The sequence below is a fragment of the Bradyrhizobium sp. 62B genome (assembly GCF_030272265.2).
Taxonomy (GTDB): Bacteria; Pseudomonadota; Alphaproteobacteria; order Rhizobiales; family Xanthobacteraceae; genus Bradyrhizobium.
The window spans coordinates 4,015,303-4,034,068 of record NZ_CP092841.2; the positions used below are offsets into that span (position 1 = coordinate 4,015,303).

Consider the following 18,766-nt stretch of genomic DNA (forward strand, 5'->3'; position numbering starts at 1 on the left):
GTCGATTACTTCACGTCCTTGCGGATGCGCTCGACCTCGTCGTTGAACAGCTTCACCGTTTCGGAGCGAAGATTGGCGGAGATCTTCTCCACCACCGGCTGCACCGTCTTGCGCATGCGTTCGGTCTCCTCGGGGGCGATCGCGTTGTACTGCATGCCCTTGGCCTGCAATTCGGCTAGAGCCTTTTCGGTCTGAAGACGCGTCTGTTCCTTCTGATAACCGCGACTTTCTGCGTAGGCCTCGCGCATCAGACGCTGCTCGGTCGGCGACAGCTTGTCCCAGAACGCCTTGCTCACCAAGATGATGTTGAGGGTGAAGGTGTGGTTGGTGGCGGAAACGTATTTCTGCACTTCGTAGAATTTGTTGGAGAGAATGACCGTATAGGGATTCTCCTGTCCGTCGACGGTGCGGGTCTCCAGCGCCGAATAGAGCTCGCCGAACGCCATCGGGACCGGGTTGGCCTTGAAGGCGCTGAAGCTTTCGAGATAGACCGGATTCGGGATGACGCGGAGCTTGAGACCGGCAAAGTCCTCGACCTTGGTGATCGGTCGGGTGCTGTTGGTGACGTTGCGGAAGCCCAGGCCCCAATAGCCGAGACCGACAAGTCCCTTCGCCGGCAGCGTAGCGAGCATCGCATTGCCGAACTTGCCGGTCGCGAGCGCGTCGGCCTGTTCGATGGTGTTGAACAGGAACGGGAAGTCGATCAGACCGAATTCCGGGACGACGGTCGCGAGCGAGGTCGTCGAGGCCGATAACATCTCCTGCGTGCCGCCGCGCAGCGCCGATTGCTGCTGCAGTTCGTTGCCCAGTTGCGAGGCCGCGAACTCGCGGACCTTCATCTTGCCTCCGCTCTTGGCCGCCAGGATCTCGCCGAACTTCTGCACGCCGAAGCTGACGGGATGATCGGTGTTGTTCAGGTGGCCCCACCTGATCGTCCGTTCCTGGATGTCGTCGGCGGCGGATGCGCCGACTGTCAGCGCCACGCAGATCGCAGCCGCAGACAGTCCTCGTGCCAACAAGCTCATCGTGTCCTCCCTGTTCACGGGGGCACGAACCACGGCTTAAGCCACTATTTTCCGTACCCTCAGCTTATTTACACATCATACATATATTTCCATGTCAAACGTCAAAATGAATAACCTATGATATTTTACCATTCATCAGATTCCATCCATCTGCTACATTGCTGGCAACGTTGATGGGTCGGCCGATCCCTGGGGCGGCCGATGATCCGGACAAGCGGGACCAAAGCCCATGACCACACTCGAGGAACGGCCCATGTCGGCGGGCGACAGCGGCTATCAGCGCATTCGCTCCGACATTATTTTCGGAGTCCTCACGCCATCCGGACGCCTCAGGCTCGACGCGATGAAAGAGGATTACGGCTTCAGCATCTCGACCCTGCGGGAGATCCTCAATCGGCTCACGTCCGAAGGTTTTGTGGTCGCTGAAGGCCAGCGTGGATTCGAGGTGGCCCCTGTTTCGATCCAGAACCTGCGCGAACTCGCCGATCTGCGGATCCTTCTGGAGCACCATGCAATGGCCGAGTCGTTCCGGACTGGCGACGTCGAGTGGGAGGGCCGCGTGGTTTCGGCTCATCACAAGCTGGCGGCTACAGAACGCGCCATCCTCAAGGAGGGCGACGACCCGGAGCTACGCAAGCGGTACGACGGCGAATTCCACCAGGCATTGATCTCGAGCTGCGGATCCCGCGAGCTCATGCACACCCATTCGATCGTGTTCGACAAATACTTCCGCTACGCGCTGCGCTATCGGGGGGCGGAGACGATCAACCAGCACAAGGCACTCTTGGAGTGCGCGCTGAAGCGCGACATCAAGAACGCCAGGGCTGTCCTCAGCGACCATATCAACGGCTGCGTCGCGCATGCGGTGTCCTCCTGGAAGGACGCCTGACCACCCTCGCCTGCCGCAAGATCAGGTCGTCGGCGCACAAGAATGATCAATGCACGCCCATATCCCTTTCTCCACGGACAGGCTTGACGGCTTGCTCGATGCTTCCGGCATCGACGTCCTGATCGTCACCTCGAAACACAACATCCAGTACCTTCTCGGTGGGTACTATCACTTCCAATTCGACTACATGGAAGCGATCGGGATCAGCCGCTACCTGCCGATCCTGATCTATGTGAAAGGCGCGCCGGACAAGACGGCGTATGTCGCCGGCCGGAACGAGCGGGACAGCGTCCAGAACAGGATCGACGCGGGATGCTGGATGCCGCCGGTCGTTTTTGGCTCGTCAACTACGGTCGAGGCGATGACGCTTGCGCTCGAGCATGTGAAGGCCGTCGCGACCTCGTTCCGTCTCGGCATCGAGATGTCGTTTCTGCCGGTTGACGCGGCAGACGTGTTACGCCGAGAGCTTCCTGACGCCCGGATCGTCGAGGCCATGCGCCCGCTCGAGAAGCTGCGATCGATCAAGAGTGCGGCCGAGCTGGACATCCTCCGGGAGGCGTCCGAGCGCGTGGTCGCCTCGATGATGGACGCAGTCAGCCGTACCCGCGTCGGCCAGAGCAAGCGCGAGATCATCGATCATCTGCGCCGGGCCGAATTGTCGCGCGACATGATCTTCGAATATGCCCTGGTGACCGTCGGAACGAGCCTCAACCGGGCGCCCTCCGAGCAACGTCTCGCACCCGGCGGGATCGTTTCGCTGGATTCGGGCGGAAACTACCGTGGCTATATCGGGGATCTCTGCCGGATGGCCGTGCACGGCGCGCCCGACGGCGAACTCGTCGATCTGCTCGGGGAAATCGAGGTGATCCAGCAGGCAGCCCGCGTCCCGATACGGGCGGGTCTCTCCGGACGCGAGATCTTCAGCGCCGCGAATGAAGCGCTCGCGAGATCTCCTCACGGCAGCAAGATGCAGTTCGTCGCTCATGGCACCGGCATCGTCAACCACGAAGCGCCGCGCCTGACAGCGAGCGGGCCAATCCCTTATCCCGCCGACGACGCCGATGCGCCGCTCGAGGCCGGCATGGTCGTCTCAATCGAAACGACGCTGCCCCACGCGCGCGGTTTCATCAAGCTCGAGGACACAATTGCCGTCACTGCGAGCGGATATCAGGCCTTTGGTGACAGGGGGCGCGGCTGGAATCCAATTTCGTCATGAGCATCAATCTGATCTCCTCCACCAAGGTCGAGACCGCGGTCGCTGCTGCTGATATTCTCGGCGAGACGCCATTGTGGTGCGATCGGACCCGCAAGCTGTGGTGGATCGATATCGACGGCAGGCTGCATCAATCCTTCGATCCAGCGACGGGCGCGCACCAAGTAACCTCCTACGATTGTCGGTTCCTTGGCAGCCAAGCCATGACAGCAGACGGCTCGCATTTGCTCGCGCAGGATTTGAGCCTCCACCGCTTGGGCGATATCGCGGGACGGGTCATTGAAGTCGAAAGTGGTCTGGACAATCGTCTCAACGACGGCCGCGTGGATGCGCGCGGGCGCCTGTGGATCGGCACCATGGATAACGAATTGCATCGTCCGCAGGGCTCGCTCTACCGGGTGACCGGAGGCGGTGAGGTGACACGCATGTTCGGCGATGTCATCGTGACCAATGGGATCGCATTCTCGCCGGACAACCGCACGCTCTATTTCACGGACACACGGCGGTACCGCACTTGGCAGTTCGATTTCGATCTCGACGATGGCACCATCCGCAATCGGCGCCTGTTTGCCGACTATATGGCGACGAAGGAGCGACCTGACGGCGCGTGCGTTGATGTCGCAGGAGGGCTCTGGACGGCCTTTTTCTCGGGTGGCCGCCTGGTGCGCTATCGGCCGGACGGGCAGATCGATACCGTCGTGCCCTTGCCCGTGACCAATCCCACGTGCTTGTGCTTTGGCGGCAGCGATCTCAAGACGCTATACGTCACGACGGCCCGGAAATTCCTGAATCCGCGGCAGTTGCGAGATGAGCCTCAAGCCGGCCAACTTCTTGCGATCCATGGCGTCGCGGAAGGCCTCCTTGAACATCGTTTCGTGCGCAGCTCCCCCTAAAGACTGCACGTCCGCTCACGGCCAGGGCCGACATCCCACCATCACTTCAAAGTCGCCTCTTGATGGGGCGAGCAGACGTAAAGAATTACCAGCAGCTCACGCCCGCCGCATCAAGCCGGCAGCGCGCTGCATGATGATCGTCACTTCCTGAGGATGCCCGTATCCGTATTTCCAAGCTGCTGGACAGCACTATTTGCGGCTGGCGTGTTGTAGGTCGGTCGAGATCCCCCGCCGTCCTGCCCAGACGTCGCGGCGCCCTGTCTCTCACCTGTCGTGCCCTGCTTTTTCGCATTGGACGTGTTGGGTCCTGGGGAACCGCCGGTTCCGCTGAGCGTGGTCCCGTTCGAGAGCGTCGAACCACCCGTGCCGCCCGGGCCAGCTGCGCCCGCGCCGCCAGCGGATGAAGACCCGCCTGAGGCGCCCCCCGAGCTTTGCGCCATCGAGACCGAAATGGTGCTCAGCAGGATAGTCGCCGCGATCGCTAGACACCTCATCTCTGTCCCTCCATTCACCAGTAAGCTCTCAGATCGCTGCACTGTCGTAAACGCGCAAGCTCGCAGCTCCTATCGGCGGCGAGCGATCCAGGCTCCGGCGAGAAAGGCCACGAGCAACGACCGTAACGGCGCCTTCACCGCCATCTCGCGCAACTGGTCAGCCCATCGCGCCGCGGAATCAAAAGAAGGCGAATTGTGCTGCGCACTGGAAGCCGCTTTAGGCGCGGCGGAACTCGACCGCTCCTTGGCGGCTCGCGCCATGCCGCCCTGATCGTCCGTCAATCCGGAGGCTTCTGTCATCGCCTCAGCTTCCTTGATGTCCATGCGTGAACTCCAATCCCGTCGAGGTTGCGGAATAATGACTGATCCAAGTGCCTTCGGCTCCGCCGATGGGAGCAGCTCTGGCAGAGGCACTCATGCGAACTATATGTTTGTCACACGCCCCGCCGTACCCACTCCCTTGAAGAAGCCCTTGCTGATCTTTCTGTTCCTCGTCTTCGCACCGCTGGCCGTCTCAGCGGCGAGATATTTCTGGCTGGGCGATGGCCGCGAGAATTGGCAAACCGCTGATCGGTCGAGCGCTGGTCTTCTGCCCGCCGCCGCCGACCATCCCGAAGCCGTCGTACGAGTGTTCGGAGCGAGAACGGTCAGGTGGCGCAGCATCTTCGCGGTTCACACCTGGATCGTCGTCAAAGAGAACAATGCGACGACCTACACGAGGTACGACTACACGGCCTGGGGCGAGCCGATCCGCACCAACGGCTTTGCTCCGGACGGGCGATGGTTCGGCGCTGCGCCGGAAATCATCGTGGCGGTCGACGGAGCGCGCGCGGAGGCGTTGATCCCCAAAATCCGGGATGTGATCGAAAACTACAAGTTTCGATCCTATGGCGATTACAGCGTATGGCCGGGTCCCAATTCCAACACCTTCGTGCAGGCTGCCCTCGACTCCGTCCCCGAGCTTCGAGCCGTCCTGCCTCCGACCGCAATCGGCAAGGACTTCCCGTACACCGGCAGATGGGTCGGCGTCACGGCGTCCGGCACGGGCCTCTATGCGTCACTGGCCGGATATATCGGGGTTTCGATCGGCTGGGTCGAAGGCCTGGAGGTCAACTTCTTCGGTGCCGTGCTCGGTTTCGACATCCGACGCCCCGCGCTCAAACTGCCAGGCCTCGGACGCGTTGGCATGTCCACCGGCGTGTGAGAGCGGGAGCCTGACTGCGGAGCGATTGGCTCGTTCGCGCAAGACCTCGCGTGAGGTTCGCTTCATCCCGGAAAGCGGACATCCGAGATTTGTGAATGCGTTCCTAAGCCTTCCGCATCAGCTTGAGGGAGGCCGCAAGGCGCAGGCTGCGCTTGCCGGCGAGCGCGATGCCTTCGAGCTCGCCGCTGTCGGCCGTGCACGTTCCGGAAAAACCGATCCCGACTTCAAACCCGCCAAAGACGGGGTTCTCGCCCTTCGCCGGCGTGTGCTCCTGGTTCAGCATCTCGCCCTTCCAGCGGCCGTCGGCGGAGGAATAGGAGCCGAGATAGTAAAAGAACGCATCGCCGCCGAGGATGCGGCCGTCGATCAGCAGCATCACGCCGGAGAGGCCGGCATCGACGCCGTCGAGCGCGCGCAGGCTCATGCCGTAGAGCCCGTTGGCGATGCCGCCCTGCCCGATCGTGCCGCGCGACGGCAAGGCCCCGTCGTCGAGCCGGGTGAGATTGGCCCAGAAATGCGCGCCCGGCATCGTGTTCGCGCCGCCCTGAAGACGGATCTCGTTGCCGACCAGCCGGCCGCGCGCGCCGATCGAGGCGACGTCGGCGCCCATCAGCGGCTTGTAGTTGGGATCGAGATTGTGCCGCTCGGTGATCACCTCGGCGACGATCTCGCCGTCACGCTCTGAATAGGTGCCAAGATGCGCGAAGCCCGAATTGCCGCCCAGCATCTTGCCGTCATGCAGGCACATGATGCTGCGCCCGAACGCATCGTTGACGCCGTATTCTACTTTGTAGAGCCCGTCCAGCAACGCAATGAACCCGCAAAATCGGAAAAGGATTGCGGGCTACCTAGCATTGCCGCCGCATCTCGGCCATCCGGTTTTTCCGCGCAGGGGCGTTGCGGATCGCCGCGGCCCCGATGCATCGCCGCCGTTTTGCCCGGCGGGACAAGACACTTTTCGCCGAAACCTCAGGACGCGACGTCACCCGACAGTGATTTCAGCGACCGAGCGATTTCAACCACTTGGCTACTGTGCATGGGGTTGTTTTTCGACTTTTGCCTGGCCGGTGCCGAACGTCCTTGTTCACGCGTCAATGACGCTTGAAATACTGCACCTCGCGCTCGTGCTTCTCGGCCGCCGCCCGGCTCCTGAAGGTGCCGAGGTTGCGGCGCTTGCCGGTCTTCGGATCGACCTTGCGTGAATAGAGGCGATATTCGCCGGATGCCAGTTTGCGGATCATGATCGGGCCTCCCGCTTCCTCCGATTCAACGGCCGGTGCCGGAGCTGGTTCCTGATCGAGCCTCCTCGAACCCGCCGGCACGAGCGTGCGACCAAGTGGCATGAACCAGACAGAGCCATCCGCCGAAGAGCAGATCGCCGAATTCGTCGCCAGCGCGGCGAAGCAGCCGCTGCTTGATGCCGCGTTCGAACTCTGGCGCTGGCGCTACCGGTTGGATTCGATCGAAGGGCGCCCGACCGCCGAAGAGGTTCGCATCTATCGCACCCTCACGCCGCAGCAGATGGCCGAGCGATATCGCTACGATCGCGACCATGCCCATGAAGGGCCGATGTTCGGGTACGTCAAGCGCGCCACCCGCACGCCGACGACGATGCGATCCGGCAGGCGATCATCACCGCCGTCAAATTCGAGGGCGCGGCGGAAGCGCATTTCAAATGGGACGGCGATTTCTGGGCTTGCGTCGTCCGTGCCGTCGCGCAGGCCGCCGCCGAATATCCCGGCTTCCTCGATAACACCTATCGCGACGCCCGCAACAATCTCGCTTATTACATGAAGTGAGCGGCGCGAGGTCTGCGCTGCGTCCAGCCCCGGCAACTCTAGGGCTCGAGCCCCGATTGGCGCAGGATGGGCACGACCTCCGGCGAAGCCAGATAGCGTAGCAGGCGGCCAGCGGCGTCGGCATGTCTCGCGTTCGCGACACGGCCGGCCGAGAACACCGCCGGCGTTTGCAAATCATGCGGGATCGGGCCGACCACCTCGATGCCTTCGACCTGCTTTAGTTCGCTGATCTGCTGCACGGCGAGATCGGCCTCACCGCTGACGAGGCGCTCGGCGGTAAAGCCCTGCTCGACGATGGTGGCCCTGGCGTTGATCTCGGCCGCGATCCCCATCCGTACGATCAGCTGGGCGAAGTAGACGCCGCTTGCGCCCAACCGCGAATAGGCAACGGACCGTGCTGCGAGCAGCGTCTTGCGCAGTGCCGCTTCGCTTGCGATGTCGGGATGCGCCTGCCCTGCCCGCACGGCGATGCCGACATAGGAGCGCGCCAGATCGGCTGCGCCATCGGCGAGCACGCGGCCCTCCGCGATCACCTCGTCCAGTCCCTCGCGCGTGAGGATCACGAGATCGGCAGCCTCGCCGTCGCGCAGGCGCTTCAGCAGGGCCAGGGTCGGCGCGAAGTCGGCGTCGACATGGATGCCCGTTTCGGCCGCGAAGGCGGAGGACAGGCTGCGCATCGCGCCCATCAGGCCGAGCGTCGAAAGCATGCGGAGCTTTTCCATGTGCGCTTCCCGGTGCGATCAGGCGCGGTGCATCAGCTTGAGCGCGGCGGTCAGGCGCAGGCTGCGCTTGCCGGCGAGCGCGGTCGCCTCCAGCACCGCCTCCTGCGCGTCGTAGCGGCCGGAGAAACCGATGCCGACCTCGTGGCCGCCGAAGATCGGATCGTCCTTGGCCGGCGTGTGCTCCTGGTTGAGAATCTGGCCCTTCCAGCGCCCGTTCGCGGCGGCGTAGCTGCCGAGATAGTAGAACGCCGCATCGCCGCCGAGGATGCGGCCCTGGTTGAGCAGCATCACGCCGGTGAGGCCGCCGTCGAGACCGTCGAGCATCCGCAGATGGATGGAGTAGAGACCGTCGGCGATGCCGGCTTCGCCGACGCCACCGGCGATCGGCACCTCGTCGTCCGTGATCGGCGTCATCACCGACTGGAAGGGAACGCCGGGCAGCTCCTTCAGCTCGCCCCTGAAGCGATAGAGATCGCCGTCGGCCCAGCCCTTGGCGAGCAAGGTGGCGTCATCGGTGCCCGCCATGGCGCGGTAGTTCGGATCGGGGTTGTGGCGGACGGTGCTGATCACGACGTCGACGCCGCTGTCGGTCTTCTCATAGGTGCCGATATGGGCAAAGGCCGAATTGCCGCCGAGCATCTTGCCATTGCCGGCATGCATCACGCTGCGGCCGACCGCGTCGCCGAGCTGAAATTTCACCTTGTAGAAGCCCTCAAACACCAGCCGTGTCCCCGGCCCTCGCGCGCATCCTGGCGCACTCTATCCCGTTTTCCGGGGCGATGGACAAGTCTCGCGCCTCCGAGATTTGCGGGACCGCCCGAGCAACTGTCATCCAAATGCAAAAATCCGCCGGAGCCTTGCAGCTCCGGCGGATTGAGCACCAACCCGGGCCAGCCCCCCAGCCCGGGCCGGGAGGATCTTAGGCCGCGGCCTTCTTGTCGGTCGGCACGGACGCGATCGTCTTCAGGATCTGCGAAGCGATCTGGTATGGGTCGCCCTGCGAGTTCGGACGGCGGTCTTCCAGATAGCCCTTGTAGCCGTTATTGACGAAGGAGTGCGGAACGCGGATCGAGGCGCCGCGGTCGGCAACGCCGTAGCTGAACTTGTTCCACGGCGCGGTCTCGTGCTTGCCGGTCAGACGCTTGTCGTTGTCCGGGCCGTAGACGGCGATGTGGTCCATCAGGTTCTTGTCGAAGGCGGCCATCAGGGCCTCGAAGTACTCCTTGCCGCCGACCGTACGCATGTACTCGGTGGAGAAGTTGGCGTGCATGCCCGAGCCGTTCCAGTCGGTGTCGCCGAGCGGCTTGCAGTGGAATTCGATGTCGATGCCGTACTTCTCGGTGAGGCGCAGCATCAGGTAGCGGGCCATCCACATTTCGTCAGCGGCCTTCTTGGAGCCCTTGCCGAAGATCTGGAATTCCCACTGGCCCTTGGCGACTTCCGCGTTGATGCCTTCATGGTTGATGCCGGCCGCAAGGCAGAGGTCGAGATGCTCTTCGACGATCTTGCGGGCGACGTCGCCGACGTTGGAGTAGCCGACGCCGGTGTAGTACGGACCCTGCGGCGCCGGATAGCCGGACGACGGGAAGCCGAGCGGACGGCCGTCCTTGTAGAAGAAGTACTCCTGCTCGAAGCCGAACCAGGCGCCGGCGTCATCGAGAATGGTGGCGCGCTTGTTGGAGGCGTGCGGGGTCTTGCCGTCGGGCATCATGACTTCGCACATCACCAGCACGCCGTTGGTGCGCGCCGCGTCCGGGAAGACGGCGACGGGCTTCAGCACGCAATCGGAGCTGTGGCCTTCGGCCTGCTGGGTGGAGGAGCCATCGAAGCCCCAGAGCGGAAGCTGCTCGAGCGTCGGGAACGACGCGAATTCCTTGATCTGAGTTTTGCCGCGCAAATTCGGAGTCGGCGTATATCCGTCGAGCCAGATGTACTCGAGCTTATACTTGGTCATTGAGCCTCTCTGTAGATGATGCGAAAGGTTTGGGGGCCCGGGGGCCCCTGAACGTTTTGTACCCGGCCATCATCGGCCGGCCCTTTACAAGCATTTTGCGTGCCAAAAGGCCGCAGTGCAGAAGGTTTTCCACGGCCGCCGAGCTCGCCTCGCCGCCAGCAGACGGACCCCGGCGATATGCGTCATAGCCGCGCACCTTTGCGTGTAGCTGCAACGCAAAAACCCCGAAGAAATCGCTCGTTTCTCAAGCAGGCGGCGCGGTGACGGAAGCTGCCGATGAAACGCGCATCACCCGCCAGCAATTTTTGCAAAGTCGCCTGCCCCTACCGAGCAACCTTTGGAATGGCCCGGGCGTTGGTCACCGATAGGGTGCCTTAGGGGATGCAGACCTTCCGCTGCTCACAAATTAGGCGGCAACTGATTTCCTTTTCAGCACTTTCCAATTCGGGGGGCGGGGCCGATATGGGGATTCCGGTAACCACAATCGAACGAGTCGGGCGCACCATGGAGGCCAATGCGCTTCGACCCAGGAGAATCGCAATGATGAACAATGGTCTGAGTCACGGATCGGCAACGATCTACCAATTCCCGGTCGGGGGCCGCGCAGCTCTCGCCGGACGCCGCTATGGCGAGACCCGCCTTCCTGCCGATCCCGCCTCGCTCCCCGCGAACGTCTCGATCTGCAGCGACAGCTGGTATCACCAGGACGCGGTCGATGACGCCAAGCCGAAATGGGATCGCTGATGCCTGTGGTTGGTTTGAAACCGCCGCGCTCGCGCAAGCGCCTGGCGGCAGTTGAAAAAGGGTCGAAACAGCAATGTTTCGGCCCTTTTTGATTCCGGCTGCGCCTGCGGCTAGATGCCAGGCTGTTCGGCCACCGCGCAGGTCGTGACGGGCCGCCTCAGGTGCTTCACCGTGGTGGGCCCGCTCTTGGGAATCTTCAGCGTGACGCCAACTCCCGAATAGCGCGCACCCGAGACTGACAGCCGCCTGGCCAGCGTGATCGGCTCGCCGTCGATCTGGAGAAAGGCCCGCTTGTCGAGGTCATAAAACCCAACGATGAACTGCGTACCATCGGCGCATCGATAGGTCCGGAATGTCTGCGCATCAGCCTGCGGCACGCTGCCAACTCCGACCGACATCATGGTGATTCCCAAAAGAATGGTCTTGTGCCGGCTCATGATCACCCCCTGTATAGACCTCAAGGACGCCCCCTCGTGCGTCCAATGGAACCATAACCGAAGCCGATCCCATGCAAGACTCTTCTCTGAGAAACTCCCCTGCCCGCCACCTCGCCCTGCAAGGCGCCAGTAATTTTCGTGACCTCGGCGGTTATCCGACCGCCGATGGCCGCACCACGCGCTGGCGGCACATCTTCCGCTCCAACCATCTCGGTCAGCTCACCGCTGCCGATGTCGAGATCGTCCGCGCGCTGGGTGTGCGAAGCGCATTCGACTTCCGCGGGCTGGAGGAGCGCGCGGCCGGCGTCTGCGTCGTGAACGAGATCATGGTCCATTCGCTGCCGATCGAGCCCAGCGTGGTCGCCGCGCTACGGGCCGAACTCGCCAGGGGTACCCTGACAGGAGCGGTCGCGCTCGAACTGATGCGCGAGTCTTATCGCAACTATGTCCGCCACCACACGCACAGCTTTCGTGAGCTGTTCGGACATCTGCTCGAAGACCGCGCGCCGCTGGTGATCCACTGCACCGCCGGCAAGGACCGCACCGGCTTTGCCAGCGCGCTGATCCTTCATGCGCTCGGCGTGCCCGATGACATCATCGCCGAGGACTACCTCTTGACCAACCAGCACTACAAGCGCGACGCGACGGCCGCCACCGACCTGCCCGATGACGTCCGCAACGCCATCGGCAGCGTCGAGACCTCCTATCTTGCCGCAGCGTTCGAAGCGGTCGGCGAGGAATACGGTGATCTCGAAACCTACTTGCGCGATGGGCTCAAGCTCGGCACAGCAGAGCGGACCGCACTGCAGGCGCGCTATCTGCAAGCGTAAGCCACAACGCCCGGAGAGCGATGATGCAAGACAAGGTTCTGGTCGTGACAGGCGCGCGCGGCGCGCTCGGCAAGGTGGTTGCGGAGATCGCGCAGGCGCGCGGCGCGCGCGTGGCCGGTATCGATCATGCACCCTCACAAGTGCCCGCGACGCCCGACCGCATCGAGATCGGCGGCGTCGACTTGACCGACGCGGCACAGGCGAAGACGGCGGTCGAGGCAGCGGCCAAGCATTTCGGCCGGCTCGACGCGCTGATCAACATCGCCGGCGGCTTCGCTTTCGAAACCGTCGGCGACGGCGACATCAAGACCTGGCAGCGCATGCATGTGCTGAACCTGCTGACCGCGCTCAACGCCTCGCGTGCGGCGCTGCCGCACCTGGCCGCGTCCAAGGCCGGCCGCATCGTCAATATCGGCGCCATGGGCGCGCTGCAGGCAGGCTCCGGCATGGGACCCTATGCGGCATCGAAAGCGGGGGTGCATCGGCTCACCGAAGCGCTCGCCCAGGAGTGGAAAGGCAAGGTCACGGTGAACGCGGTGCTGCCGTCGATCATCGACACCGCGGCCAACCGCGCCGACATGCCGAAGGCGGACTTTTCCAAATGGGTGACGCCCCAGGAACTCGCCGAAATCATCCTGTTCCTCGCCAGCGACGCCGCGAGCGGCGTCACGGGCGCGCTGATCCCCGTGGGCGGGCGGGTGTGATCAATCTGGAACCAGCAGCCGCAGACTGCCCTTGAAACGGATGCTCTGCTTGCCGGCGAGCGCGATTCCCTCGCCATAGGCGGTCTCGTCGGTATAGGTGCCGCTGAAGCCGATGGTCACCACCTTGCGGCCCCACACGGGGCGCTCGTCGAACGAAGGCGAGTGCTCCTCGTTGGTCAGTTCGCCCTTCCACTTGCCGTTGGTCGAGGAGTAAGTGCCGTAAGCGAAGAAGAATGAATCACCGCCGCGCATCGTGCCGTCGCGCAGCACCATCACGCCCTGATTGCCCCCCTGCACGGCGTCCAGCATCTCGATGCGGATGTGATAGAGCCCGTTCCTGATCGTCATCTTCGTGAAGGCGCCCCGGTTGGTTCCGGTCGCAGGATAATCGCACCAACTGTTCCGGATCAAATGGCGCCGAGGCCGAGGTCCGATCCGGGCTAGACTTCCGCAACTGATTCTCCGATCGGACGTCCCGTGGAAACCGCGCTCTACCTGCCCGTCAAACGCTTCCTCGAAGAGCTCGGCTTCACCGTGAAGGGCGAGATCGGCGGCTGCGATCTCGTCGGCCTGAGCGCCGGCGATCCGCCGATCGTGGTGATCGGCGAACTCAAGCTCGCCTTCAATCTCGAGCTGATCCTGCAGGCGGTCGACCGCGCGCCGGCCGGTGACGAGATCTGGATCGCGGCGAAGATGTCGATCCGGGGCAAGGGACGCGAGAGCGATGCGCGCTATCGCAATCTCTGCCGTCGCCTCGGCTTCGGCATGCTCGGCGTCACCGACCGCGGACAGGTCGAGGTGCTGGTGAAGCCGCCGACGGCGGCGCCGCGCCGCGAGCCGAAGTTGCGATCGCGCCTCGTCACCGAGCATCAGCGCCGCCAGGGCGATCCCGTGCTCGGCGGCAGCACCCGCGCGCCGATCATGACGGCCTACCGGCAGCAGGCGCTGGCCTGCGCCTCGGCGCTCGCCGAGGGGCCGCAGCGCGTGCGCGACCTGCGCGAACGCTGTCCTGATGCCGGCAAGATCTTGCTTAACAATGTGTACGGCTGGTTCGAACGGGCCGACCGGGGAATCTACGGGCTTACCGAGGCCGGGCACGCCGCCCTGAAACGCTGGCCACAGCAGCGGATTGAGGTCGATACCGGTGGTGCGTCACTGCTGCGACACCCGACCGGTGCATAGCTGAGATGCCACACCAATTTCATATTGCAATGCAACATTGGTGGCACTAGGTATCCCGGCATCACAACGAGGCCGTTATGAGCGCAGACTGGAATACCAAATATGGCACGCGGCGCGTCCGCCATGATCCGCCGACCTTGGACGAGGCGATCTTCGCCGCCATCGGCATCACCGACGATCATGAGCAGCAGGCCGAGATCGCCGCAGCCTTGATGGGGATGCCGCTCGATGTCGTGCAGGCCGAGGTGAAGAAGCAGGCGCGCACCAACAGCCGCATCACTGCGACGCGCGTGATCGCCGGCGAACAGGGTGCGCAGCGCTCCGTCGTGGTTGAACGCCGCGTCGTCCGCCGCTTCGGTACGCGCACCGGCACCTGAAGCATTCGTTCCAGGACCCAAATACGAAAGCGGACCGGCGATGCCGGTCCGCTTTTTGATTCAGCCTGCGATTTAAGATCAGGCCGCGCGATTGTCGTACATGCTGGAGATGATCTTCCAGCAGGTCGAATTGAGGCTGAGAAGCGCGCGCCCGGCCGTGAACGGCGACGCCGCGAGATCGGCGAGCTCGGCTTCAGGCGACTTGGCAAGATCGATCGTGCCGGTCGATTCGCCATGCCGGAACGCCAGATGCGCTCCGAACTTCCTGGCGAGCGCCCGCATCGCATGATTCTCGGCGCCCGTCGTGATGCGCAGACGCTTGTAGCCCTTCCAGCGCGCCTCCGCGATCAAGCGGCGGAACAGAACGGTGCCGACACCCTGGCGCCGCGCAGAGGCTTCCACGCTGAAGGCGACTTCAGGCAGAGCCTCATCTTCCGGCGGATGCAGCTCGGCCGCACCGCGGACAACGCCGTCGACGATATAGGCCACGATCACGGTGCCGTCCTCGGCGCAGCGGGCGGCGTAACGCTCGATGAAGCTGTCGTCGAGAAAACCGTTGAAACGGTCGTGCCGGCTTGCGGCGTCGAGCCTCAGCAGGTGATCACGCAGGAGCGGTAGTTCTTCCTGCTGGATCAAGGTCCGCACATAGCCCGGGGCCGTGCGGACGGTCTCTTCAAGTACCACGTCAAAACTCCTCTTGGTGTCCCTCGAGGAGGCGTTCGAATCCCTAGACCCCCTATATTGTGCATCGCAACATCTTTTGCAAGACGAGGACCTGCCCAACTTAGAGGCATGGGGAACGACCAATTCGTTAATAAAATCAAAGCTCCGTAGTCTTACAGGACCAGCTGGGTCTGGGTCACCACGGCCACCAGCTTGCCGTCCTCGGTTTCCAGCCGGGTGGTCCAGACCTGGGTCCGCCTGCCACGATGGACCGGCGTCGCGGTGGCAATGACCGTTGTTCCCTCCCTGGCCCCGCCGATGAAATTGGTCTTGCTCTCCAGCGTGGTCGTGCCCTTGGCGTCCTCCGGCAAGTTGATCACGGTCGCCGCCGCGCCCACGGAATCGGCCAGCGCCATCACTGCCCCGCCATGGATGGTGTGGTGCAGCGTGCAGAGATCGGGCCGGACCGTCATCCGCGCCACCACGCGGTCCTTGCCCGCCTCGATGAACTCGACGCCCTTGAGCTCGGCGAACGGCATCTTCATTGCTTTAAGTTTCTCGAGCGGCGTCATCAGATCTCCTCCCAATTCCTTGCTGCCTCAGCGTGAATTGCTTTGGGCGGCAAGGCAATGACGTCGGAGGTCATCGTCACCGTGACATTGTCAGCCGCATGAGCGCATATGGTCTCGCCATGCGCCACTTCCCGCCCCGCCGCATCGTCTGCCTGACTGAGGAAACCGTCGAGACGCTCTATCTGCTCGGCGAGCAGGACCGCATCGTCGGCGTCTCCGGCTACGCTGTCCGCCCACCGCAGGTGCGGCGCGAGAAGCCGCGGGTGTCGGCCTTCGTCTCCGCGGACATCCCGAAGGTCCTGGCGCTGGAACCGGACCTCGTGCTGGCTTTCTCCGATCTCCAGGCCGGCATCGCCGCCGACCTCGTCCGCGCCGGCGTCGATGTCTACGTCTTCAACCAGCGCGACATCGCCGGCATCCTCGCGATGATCCGCACGCTCGGTGCGCTGGTTGGCGCGATGGAGCGCGCGCAGGCCCTCGCACAAGGTCTGGAACGGCGCCTGGCAGCGATCGCCGCAACGCCCCGCCCCTCGCCGCGACCAAAAGTCTATTTCGAGGAATGGGACGATCCGCTGATCTCCGGCATCGGCTGGGTGTCCGAGCTGATCGAGATCGCCGGCGGCGAGGATGTGTTTCCGGACCTGCGGCACCGGCAGGCAGCGAAGGATCGCATCGTCCTGCCGGAGGCGGTACGCGAGGCCGCACCGGACGTGATCCTGGCCTCCTGGTGCGGCAAGAAGGTCGTCGCCGCCCGCATCAAGCAGCGTGATGGTTGGAGCGCTATCCCGGCCGTGCGCGAGGATCGCATCGTCGAGATCAAGTCACCAATCATCCTGCAGCCGGGACCGGCAGCGTTGACGGACGGGCTCGAAGCAATCGTGACGGCGTTGTGGGGATGAACGCGGATAGAGGGGCCGCCGACACTCTCGTGTCCCGGACGCGCTACAACGCGTCAGCGTCGCTGCGCTGCGTCTGGGCGCACGACCTTCCTCACGTCACGGCATTCACGACCTGATACTCCGGCCGCCGCCACACCTCGCCTGCGACCACCTCCTCGATGATCTCCGCCGCCCGCACGATCTCGCTCTCACCGATATACAGCGGCGTGATCCCGAACCGCATGATGTCAGGCGCGCGAAAATCGCCGATGACGCCGCGGGCGATCAACGCCTGCATGGCGGCGTAGCCGCCCTCGAAGGCAAACGACACCTGCGAGCCGCGGCGCTCATGGCTGCGCGGGGTGACGAGCTTCAAGGACGGACAGCGGCGCGCGACCTCCGCAATCAGGAGATCGCCGAGCGCCAGCGATCGCGCACGAACCTCCGCGATATCGACGCGGTCCCAGATGTCGAGCGAAGCCTCCAGAGCCGCCATCGCCAGCACCGGTGGGGTGCCGACGCGCATGCGCTCGACGCCGCCGGCAGCCGCATAGGCCAGCTCGAACGCAAACGGCTTGGCGTGGCCCATCCATCCCGACAACGCAGCCCGCGCCGTATCGGCGTGGCGCGGCGCGACGTAGAGGAAGGCCGGCGCGCCGGGGCCGGCGTTGAGATATTTGTAGGTGCACCCCGCCGCAAAATCCGCGCCGCTCCCGGCAAGATCGACCGGCAGCGCACCGGCGGAATGGGCGAGATCCCAGACCGTGACGATGCCGAGTTCATGCGCTTTCGCGGTCAGATCCGCCATGTCGTGGCGGCGGCCGGTGCGATAGTCGACCTCGGTGACGTAGAGGACAGCGATCTCCTCTGACAACGACGCCTCGATCTCCTCCGGTGCCACCAGGCGCAATCGATGGCCGCGCCCGAGCGTCTCGATGAGGCCCTCGGCCATGTAGAGGTCGGTCGGGAAGTTGCCGGTGTCGGACAGGACGACCTTGCGTGATGCGTTCATGTCGAGCGCGGCCGCGAGCGCTTGGTAGACCTTGAGCGACAGCGTGTCGCCGACCATCACCGAGCCTGCTTCCGCGCCAATCAGTCGGGCGATGCGGTCACCGACATGGCGCGGCTGGGCGTACCAGCCCGCGGTGTTCCAGGCGCGGATCAGCTCATTGCCCCACTCCGTCGTGATGACGCGATTGACCCGCTCGGCAACCCCCAACGGCAGCGCACCGAGCGAATTGCCGTCGAGATAGATCACGCCGTCAGGCAGATGAAACAGGGCCTTGGTGTCGTCATAGACGCGATATCTGGTCATAGACACTTCTTTGGACATTTCTACAGGATGGTGCGGACGCGCCAGAGCTCGGGGAACAGCTCCACCTCCAGCATGCGCTTGAGATAACTGACCCCACCGGTGCCGCCGGTACCGCGCTTGAAGCCGATGACGCGCTCGACCGTGGTCACGTGGTTGAAGCGCCAGCGCCGGAAATAATCCTCGAAGTCGACCAGCTTCTCGGCGAGCTCGTAGAGCATCCAATGCGTCTCCGGCGCCTCGTAGACGACGCGCCAGGCCTGCAGCACACCTTCGTTGAAACTGTGGGTCTCGCGAACATCGCGCGCGAGCACGGCCGCCGGCATCTTCAGCCCATGGCGGTCGGCAAGCCTGAGCACCTCATCATAGAGGCTGGGCGTCGCCAGTTCGGCCTCAAGCAGTCTTGTCGTTTCCACATCGTGCGCGTGCGGCTTGAGCATGGCCTGGTTGCGGTTGCCGAGCAGGAATTCGATCAGCCGGTACTGGCGCGACTGAAAGCCCGAGGACTGTCCGAGCTGCGAGCGAAAACGCGTGTACTCGCTCGGCGTCATCGTGCGCAGCACGTCCCAGGCGTTATTCAGCTGCTCGAAGATGCGCGACATCCGCGCCAGCATCTTCATGGCGGGCGACACTTCGTCCCGGGCGATGGCGCGGCGCGCGGCACTGAGCTCGTGGATGGCGAGGCGCATCCACAGTTCCGTGGTCTGATGCTGGATGATGAACAGCATCTCGTCATGCGCTTCCGACAACGGATGCTGCGCGCCCAGGATCGCGTCCAGCGACAGATAGTCGGCATAGGACATGCGCCGCGCGAAATCGGTCTCGGCGCCTTCCCTCGTGGGATCGTAATCGCTGGAGGTCATGGGCAGGCCCT

The 18,766-nt window shown here is 63.8% G+C and carries 24 protein-coding genes; 11 read left to right on the forward strand and 13 right to left on the reverse strand.

Going from position 1 to position 18,766, the window contains the following annotated elements; all coding sequences use genetic code 11:
• Positions 1-5 precede the first annotated feature (5 nt).
• A complete protein-coding gene (locus ML401_RS18940) occupies positions 6-1,025 on the reverse strand; it encodes a TRAP transporter substrate-binding protein (RefSeq protein ID WP_285806554.1) in 1,020 nt (339 codons plus the stop codon).
• Positions 1,026-1,254: 229 nt separating this feature from the next.
• On the opposite strand from ML401_RS18940, the gene ML401_RS18945 reads away from it, so the two are divergent.
• From ML401_RS18945 to ML401_RS18955, 3 genes are read left to right on the forward strand one after another with little or no spacing between them, the layout of a single operon-like run.
• On the forward strand, positions 1,255-1,914 hold the full coding sequence (locus ML401_RS18945; RefSeq protein ID WP_211417289.1) for a GntR family transcriptional regulator: 660 nt from the start codon (positions 1,255-1,257) through the stop codon (positions 1,912-1,914).
• A gap of 49 nt (positions 1,915-1,963) precedes the next feature.
• The gene (locus tag ML401_RS18950) at positions 1,964-3,130 is read left to right on the forward strand and encodes a Xaa-Pro peptidase family protein (protein WP_285806555.1); all 1,167 of its coding nucleotides are present in this window, start codon (positions 1,964-1,966) and stop codon (positions 3,128-3,130) included.
• Complete coding sequence (locus ML401_RS18955) at positions 3,127-4,020, forward strand: SMP-30/gluconolactonase/LRE family protein (RefSeq protein WP_285806556.1); 894 nt, start codon at positions 3,127-3,129, stop codon at positions 4,018-4,020. Before ML401_RS18950 ends, ML401_RS18955 begins: the two co-directional genes overlap by 4 nt.
• A gap of 563 nt (positions 4,021-4,583) precedes the next feature.
• Here the strand turns inward: ML401_RS18955 and ML401_RS18960 are convergent.
• Entirely contained in the window at positions 4,584-4,838 is a 255-nt protein-coding gene (locus ML401_RS18960) for a hypothetical protein (RefSeq protein ID WP_212066202.1), read from the reverse strand.
• Between the two features lie 148 nt (positions 4,839-4,986).
• Here ML401_RS18960 and ML401_RS18965 point away from each other — a divergent pair, with 148 nt between their 5' ends.
• The gene (locus tag ML401_RS18965) at positions 4,987-5,718 is read left to right on the forward strand and encodes a DUF3750 domain-containing protein (RefSeq protein ID WP_285806557.1); all 732 of its coding nucleotides are present in this window, start codon (positions 4,987-4,989) and stop codon (positions 5,716-5,718) included.
• A gap of 103 nt (positions 5,719-5,821) precedes the next feature.
• On the opposite strand, the gene ML401_RS18970 is transcribed toward ML401_RS18965, so the two are convergent.
• On the reverse strand, positions 5,822-6,526 hold the full coding sequence (locus ML401_RS18970; RefSeq protein ID WP_285806558.1) for a hypothetical protein: 705 nt from the start codon (positions 6,524-6,526) through the stop codon (positions 5,822-5,824).
• A gap of 283 nt (positions 6,527-6,809) precedes the next feature.
• The gene (locus ML401_RS18975) at positions 6,810-6,959 is read right to left on the reverse strand and encodes a hypothetical protein (RefSeq protein WP_194402381.1); all 150 of its coding nucleotides are present in this window, start codon (positions 6,957-6,959) and stop codon (positions 6,810-6,812) included.
• Between the two features lie 100 nt (positions 6,960-7,059).
• On the opposite strand from ML401_RS18975, the gene ML401_RS18980 reads away from it, so the two are divergent.
• Positions 7,060-7,512, forward strand: a complete 453-nt coding sequence (locus ML401_RS18980) for a hypothetical protein (protein ID WP_285806559.1) — start codon at positions 7,060-7,062, stop codon at positions 7,510-7,512.
• Positions 7,513-7,555: 43 nt separating this feature from the next.
• Here the strand turns inward: ML401_RS18980 and ML401_RS18985 are convergent, their stop codons facing one another.
• From ML401_RS18985 to ML401_RS18995, 3 genes are all read right to left on the reverse strand, one after another.
• Positions 7,556-8,239 (reverse strand): substrate-binding domain-containing protein, encoded by a 684-nt coding sequence (locus ML401_RS18985; protein WP_285806560.1) that lies wholly within the window; start codon positions 8,237-8,239, stop codon positions 7,556-7,558.
• Positions 8,240-8,257: 18 nt separating this feature from the next.
• Complete coding sequence (locus ML401_RS18990) at positions 8,258-8,959, reverse strand: GrlR family regulatory protein (RefSeq protein WP_259210986.1); 702 nt, start codon at positions 8,957-8,959, stop codon at positions 8,258-8,260.
• Between the two features lie 199 nt (positions 8,960-9,158).
• Positions 9,159-10,193, reverse strand: coding sequence for a glutamine synthetase beta-grasp domain-containing protein (locus ML401_RS18995; RefSeq protein WP_211417298.1), 1,035 nt, complete (start codon positions 10,191-10,193; stop codon positions 9,159-9,161).
• Positions 10,194-10,733: 540 nt separating this feature from the next.
• On the opposite strand from ML401_RS18995, the gene ML401_RS19000 reads away from it, so the two are divergent.
• Positions 10,734-10,937, forward strand: coding sequence for a DUF2735 domain-containing protein (locus ML401_RS19000; protein WP_211417299.1), 204 nt, complete (start codon positions 10,734-10,736; stop codon positions 10,935-10,937).
• A 110-nt stretch (positions 10,938-11,047) separates the two neighbouring features.
• On the opposite strand, the gene ML401_RS19005 is transcribed toward ML401_RS19000, so the two are convergent.
• A complete protein-coding gene (locus ML401_RS19005) occupies positions 11,048-11,374 on the reverse strand; it encodes an MliC family protein (RefSeq protein WP_285806561.1) in 327 nt (108 codons plus the stop codon).
• A gap of 86 nt (positions 11,375-11,460) precedes the next feature.
• On the opposite strand from ML401_RS19005, the gene ML401_RS19010 reads away from it, so the two are divergent.
• Both ML401_RS19010 and ML401_RS19015 read left to right on the forward strand, forming a co-directional pair.
• On the forward strand, positions 11,461-12,204 hold the full coding sequence (locus ML401_RS19010) for a tyrosine-protein phosphatase (RefSeq protein ID WP_285812702.1): 744 nt from the start codon (positions 11,461-11,463) through the stop codon (positions 12,202-12,204).
• A gap of 23 nt (positions 12,205-12,227) precedes the next feature.
• A complete protein-coding gene (locus tag ML401_RS19015; protein WP_285812703.1) occupies positions 12,228-12,908 on the forward strand; it encodes an SDR family oxidoreductase in 681 nt (226 codons plus the stop codon).
• Here the strand turns inward: ML401_RS19015 and ML401_RS19020 are convergent, their stop codons facing one another.
• Complete coding sequence (locus ML401_RS19020; RefSeq protein WP_285806562.1) at positions 12,909-13,256, reverse strand: GrlR family regulatory protein; 348 nt, start codon at positions 13,254-13,256, stop codon at positions 12,909-12,911.
• Between the two features lie 129 nt (positions 13,257-13,385).
• Between ML401_RS19020 and ML401_RS19025 the strand changes: the two genes are divergently transcribed.
• Positions 13,386-14,090: a DUF2161 domain-containing phosphodiesterase gene (locus ML401_RS19025; RefSeq protein WP_285806563.1), complete on the forward strand. Its 705-nt coding sequence runs from the start codon at positions 13,386-13,388 to the stop codon at positions 14,088-14,090.
• Between the two features lie 77 nt (positions 14,091-14,167).
• Positions 14,168-14,467, forward strand: coding sequence for a hypothetical protein (locus ML401_RS19030; RefSeq protein ID WP_063194198.1), 300 nt, complete (start codon positions 14,168-14,170; stop codon positions 14,465-14,467).
• Positions 14,468-14,545: 78 nt separating this feature from the next.
• Here the strand turns inward: ML401_RS19030 and ML401_RS19035 are convergent, their stop codons facing one another.
• A complete protein-coding gene (locus ML401_RS19035) occupies positions 14,546-15,151 on the reverse strand; it encodes a GNAT family N-acetyltransferase (protein WP_285806564.1) in 606 nt (201 codons plus the stop codon).
• 152 nt (positions 15,152-15,303) lie between these two features.
• Positions 15,304-15,702, reverse strand: a complete 399-nt coding sequence (locus ML401_RS19040) for a PaaI family thioesterase (RefSeq protein ID WP_194402392.1) — start codon at positions 15,700-15,702, stop codon at positions 15,304-15,306.
• A 119-nt stretch (positions 15,703-15,821) separates the two neighbouring features.
• Between ML401_RS19040 and ML401_RS19045 the strand changes: the two genes are divergently transcribed.
• Entirely contained in the window at positions 15,822-16,601 is a 780-nt protein-coding gene (locus tag ML401_RS19045) for a cobalamin-binding protein (RefSeq protein WP_285812704.1), read from the forward strand.
• Positions 16,602-16,692: 91 nt separating this feature from the next.
• On the opposite strand, the gene kynU is transcribed toward ML401_RS19045, so the two are convergent.
• Together kynU and kynA are read right to left on the reverse strand one after the other, a co-directional pair.
• Positions 16,693-17,895: a kynureninase gene (gene kynU, locus ML401_RS19050; protein WP_285806565.1), complete on the reverse strand. Its 1,203-nt coding sequence runs from the start codon at positions 17,893-17,895 to the stop codon at positions 16,693-16,695.
• Between the two features lie 20 nt (positions 17,896-17,915).
• Positions 17,916-18,755: a tryptophan 2,3-dioxygenase gene (gene kynA, locus ML401_RS19055; protein ID WP_285806566.1), complete on the reverse strand. Its 840-nt coding sequence runs from the start codon at positions 18,753-18,755 to the stop codon at positions 17,916-17,918.
• Positions 18,756-18,766: the final 11 nt, after the last annotated feature.

Bases quoted from the DNA above. Each gene is read 5' to 3' on its own strand.
- ML401_RS18940 (WP_285806554.1), bottom strand. From the start codon at position 1,025: ATGAGCTTGTTGGCACGAGGACTGTCTGCGGCTGCGATCTGCGTGGCG.
- ML401_RS18945 (WP_211417289.1), top strand. From the start codon at position 1,255: ATGACCACACTCGAGGAACGGCCCATGTCGGCGGGCGACAGCGGCTAT.
- ML401_RS18950 (WP_285806555.1), top strand. From the start codon at position 1,964: ATGCACGCCCATATCCCTTTCTCCACGGACAGGCTTGACGGCTTGCTC.
- ML401_RS18955 (WP_285806556.1), top strand. From the start codon at position 3,127: ATGAGCATCAATCTGATCTCCTCCACCAAGGTCGAGACCGCGGTCGCT.
- ML401_RS18960 (WP_212066202.1), bottom strand. From the start codon at position 4,838: ATGGACATCAAGGAAGCTGAGGCGATGACAGAAGCCTCCGGATTGACG.
- ML401_RS18975 (WP_194402381.1), bottom strand. From the start codon at position 6,959: ATGATCCGCAAACTGGCATCCGGCGAATATCGCCTCTATTCACGCAAG.
- ML401_RS18980 (WP_285806559.1), top strand. From the start codon at position 7,060: ATGAACCAGACAGAGCCATCCGCCGAAGAGCAGATCGCCGAATTCGTC.
- ML401_RS18985 (WP_285806560.1), bottom strand. From the start codon at position 8,239: ATGGAAAAGCTCCGCATGCTTTCGACGCTCGGCCTGATGGGCGCGATG.
- ML401_RS18995 (WP_211417298.1), bottom strand. From the start codon at position 10,193: ATGACCAAGTATAAGCTCGAGTACATCTGGCTCGACGGATATACGCCG.
- ML401_RS19000 (WP_211417299.1), top strand. From the start codon at position 10,734: ATGATGAACAATGGTCTGAGTCACGGATCGGCAACGATCTACCAATTC.
- ML401_RS19005 (WP_285806561.1), bottom strand. From the start codon at position 11,374: ATGAGCCGGCACAAGACCATTCTTTTGGGAATCACCATGATGTCGGTC.
- ML401_RS19015 (WP_285812703.1), top strand. From the start codon at position 12,228: ATGCAAGACAAGGTTCTGGTCGTGACAGGCGCGCGCGGCGCGCTCGGC.
- ML401_RS19020 (WP_285806562.1), bottom strand. From the start codon at position 13,256: ATGACGATCAGGAACGGGCTCTATCACATCCGCATCGAGATGCTGGAC.
- ML401_RS19030 (WP_063194198.1), top strand. From the start codon at position 14,168: ATGAGCGCAGACTGGAATACCAAATATGGCACGCGGCGCGTCCGCCAT.
- ML401_RS19040 (WP_194402392.1), bottom strand. From the start codon at position 15,702: ATGACGCCGCTCGAGAAACTTAAAGCAATGAAGATGCCGTTCGCCGAG.
- ML401_RS19045 (WP_285812704.1), top strand. From the start codon at position 15,822: ATGCGCCACTTCCCGCCCCGCCGCATCGTCTGCCTGACTGAGGAAACC.
- kynU (WP_285806565.1), bottom strand. From the start codon at position 17,895: ATGACCAGATATCGCGTCTATGACGACACCAAGGCCCTGTTTCATCTG.
- kynA (WP_285806566.1), bottom strand. From the start codon at position 18,755: ATGACCTCCAGCGATTACGATCCCACGAGGGAAGGCGCCGAGACCGAT.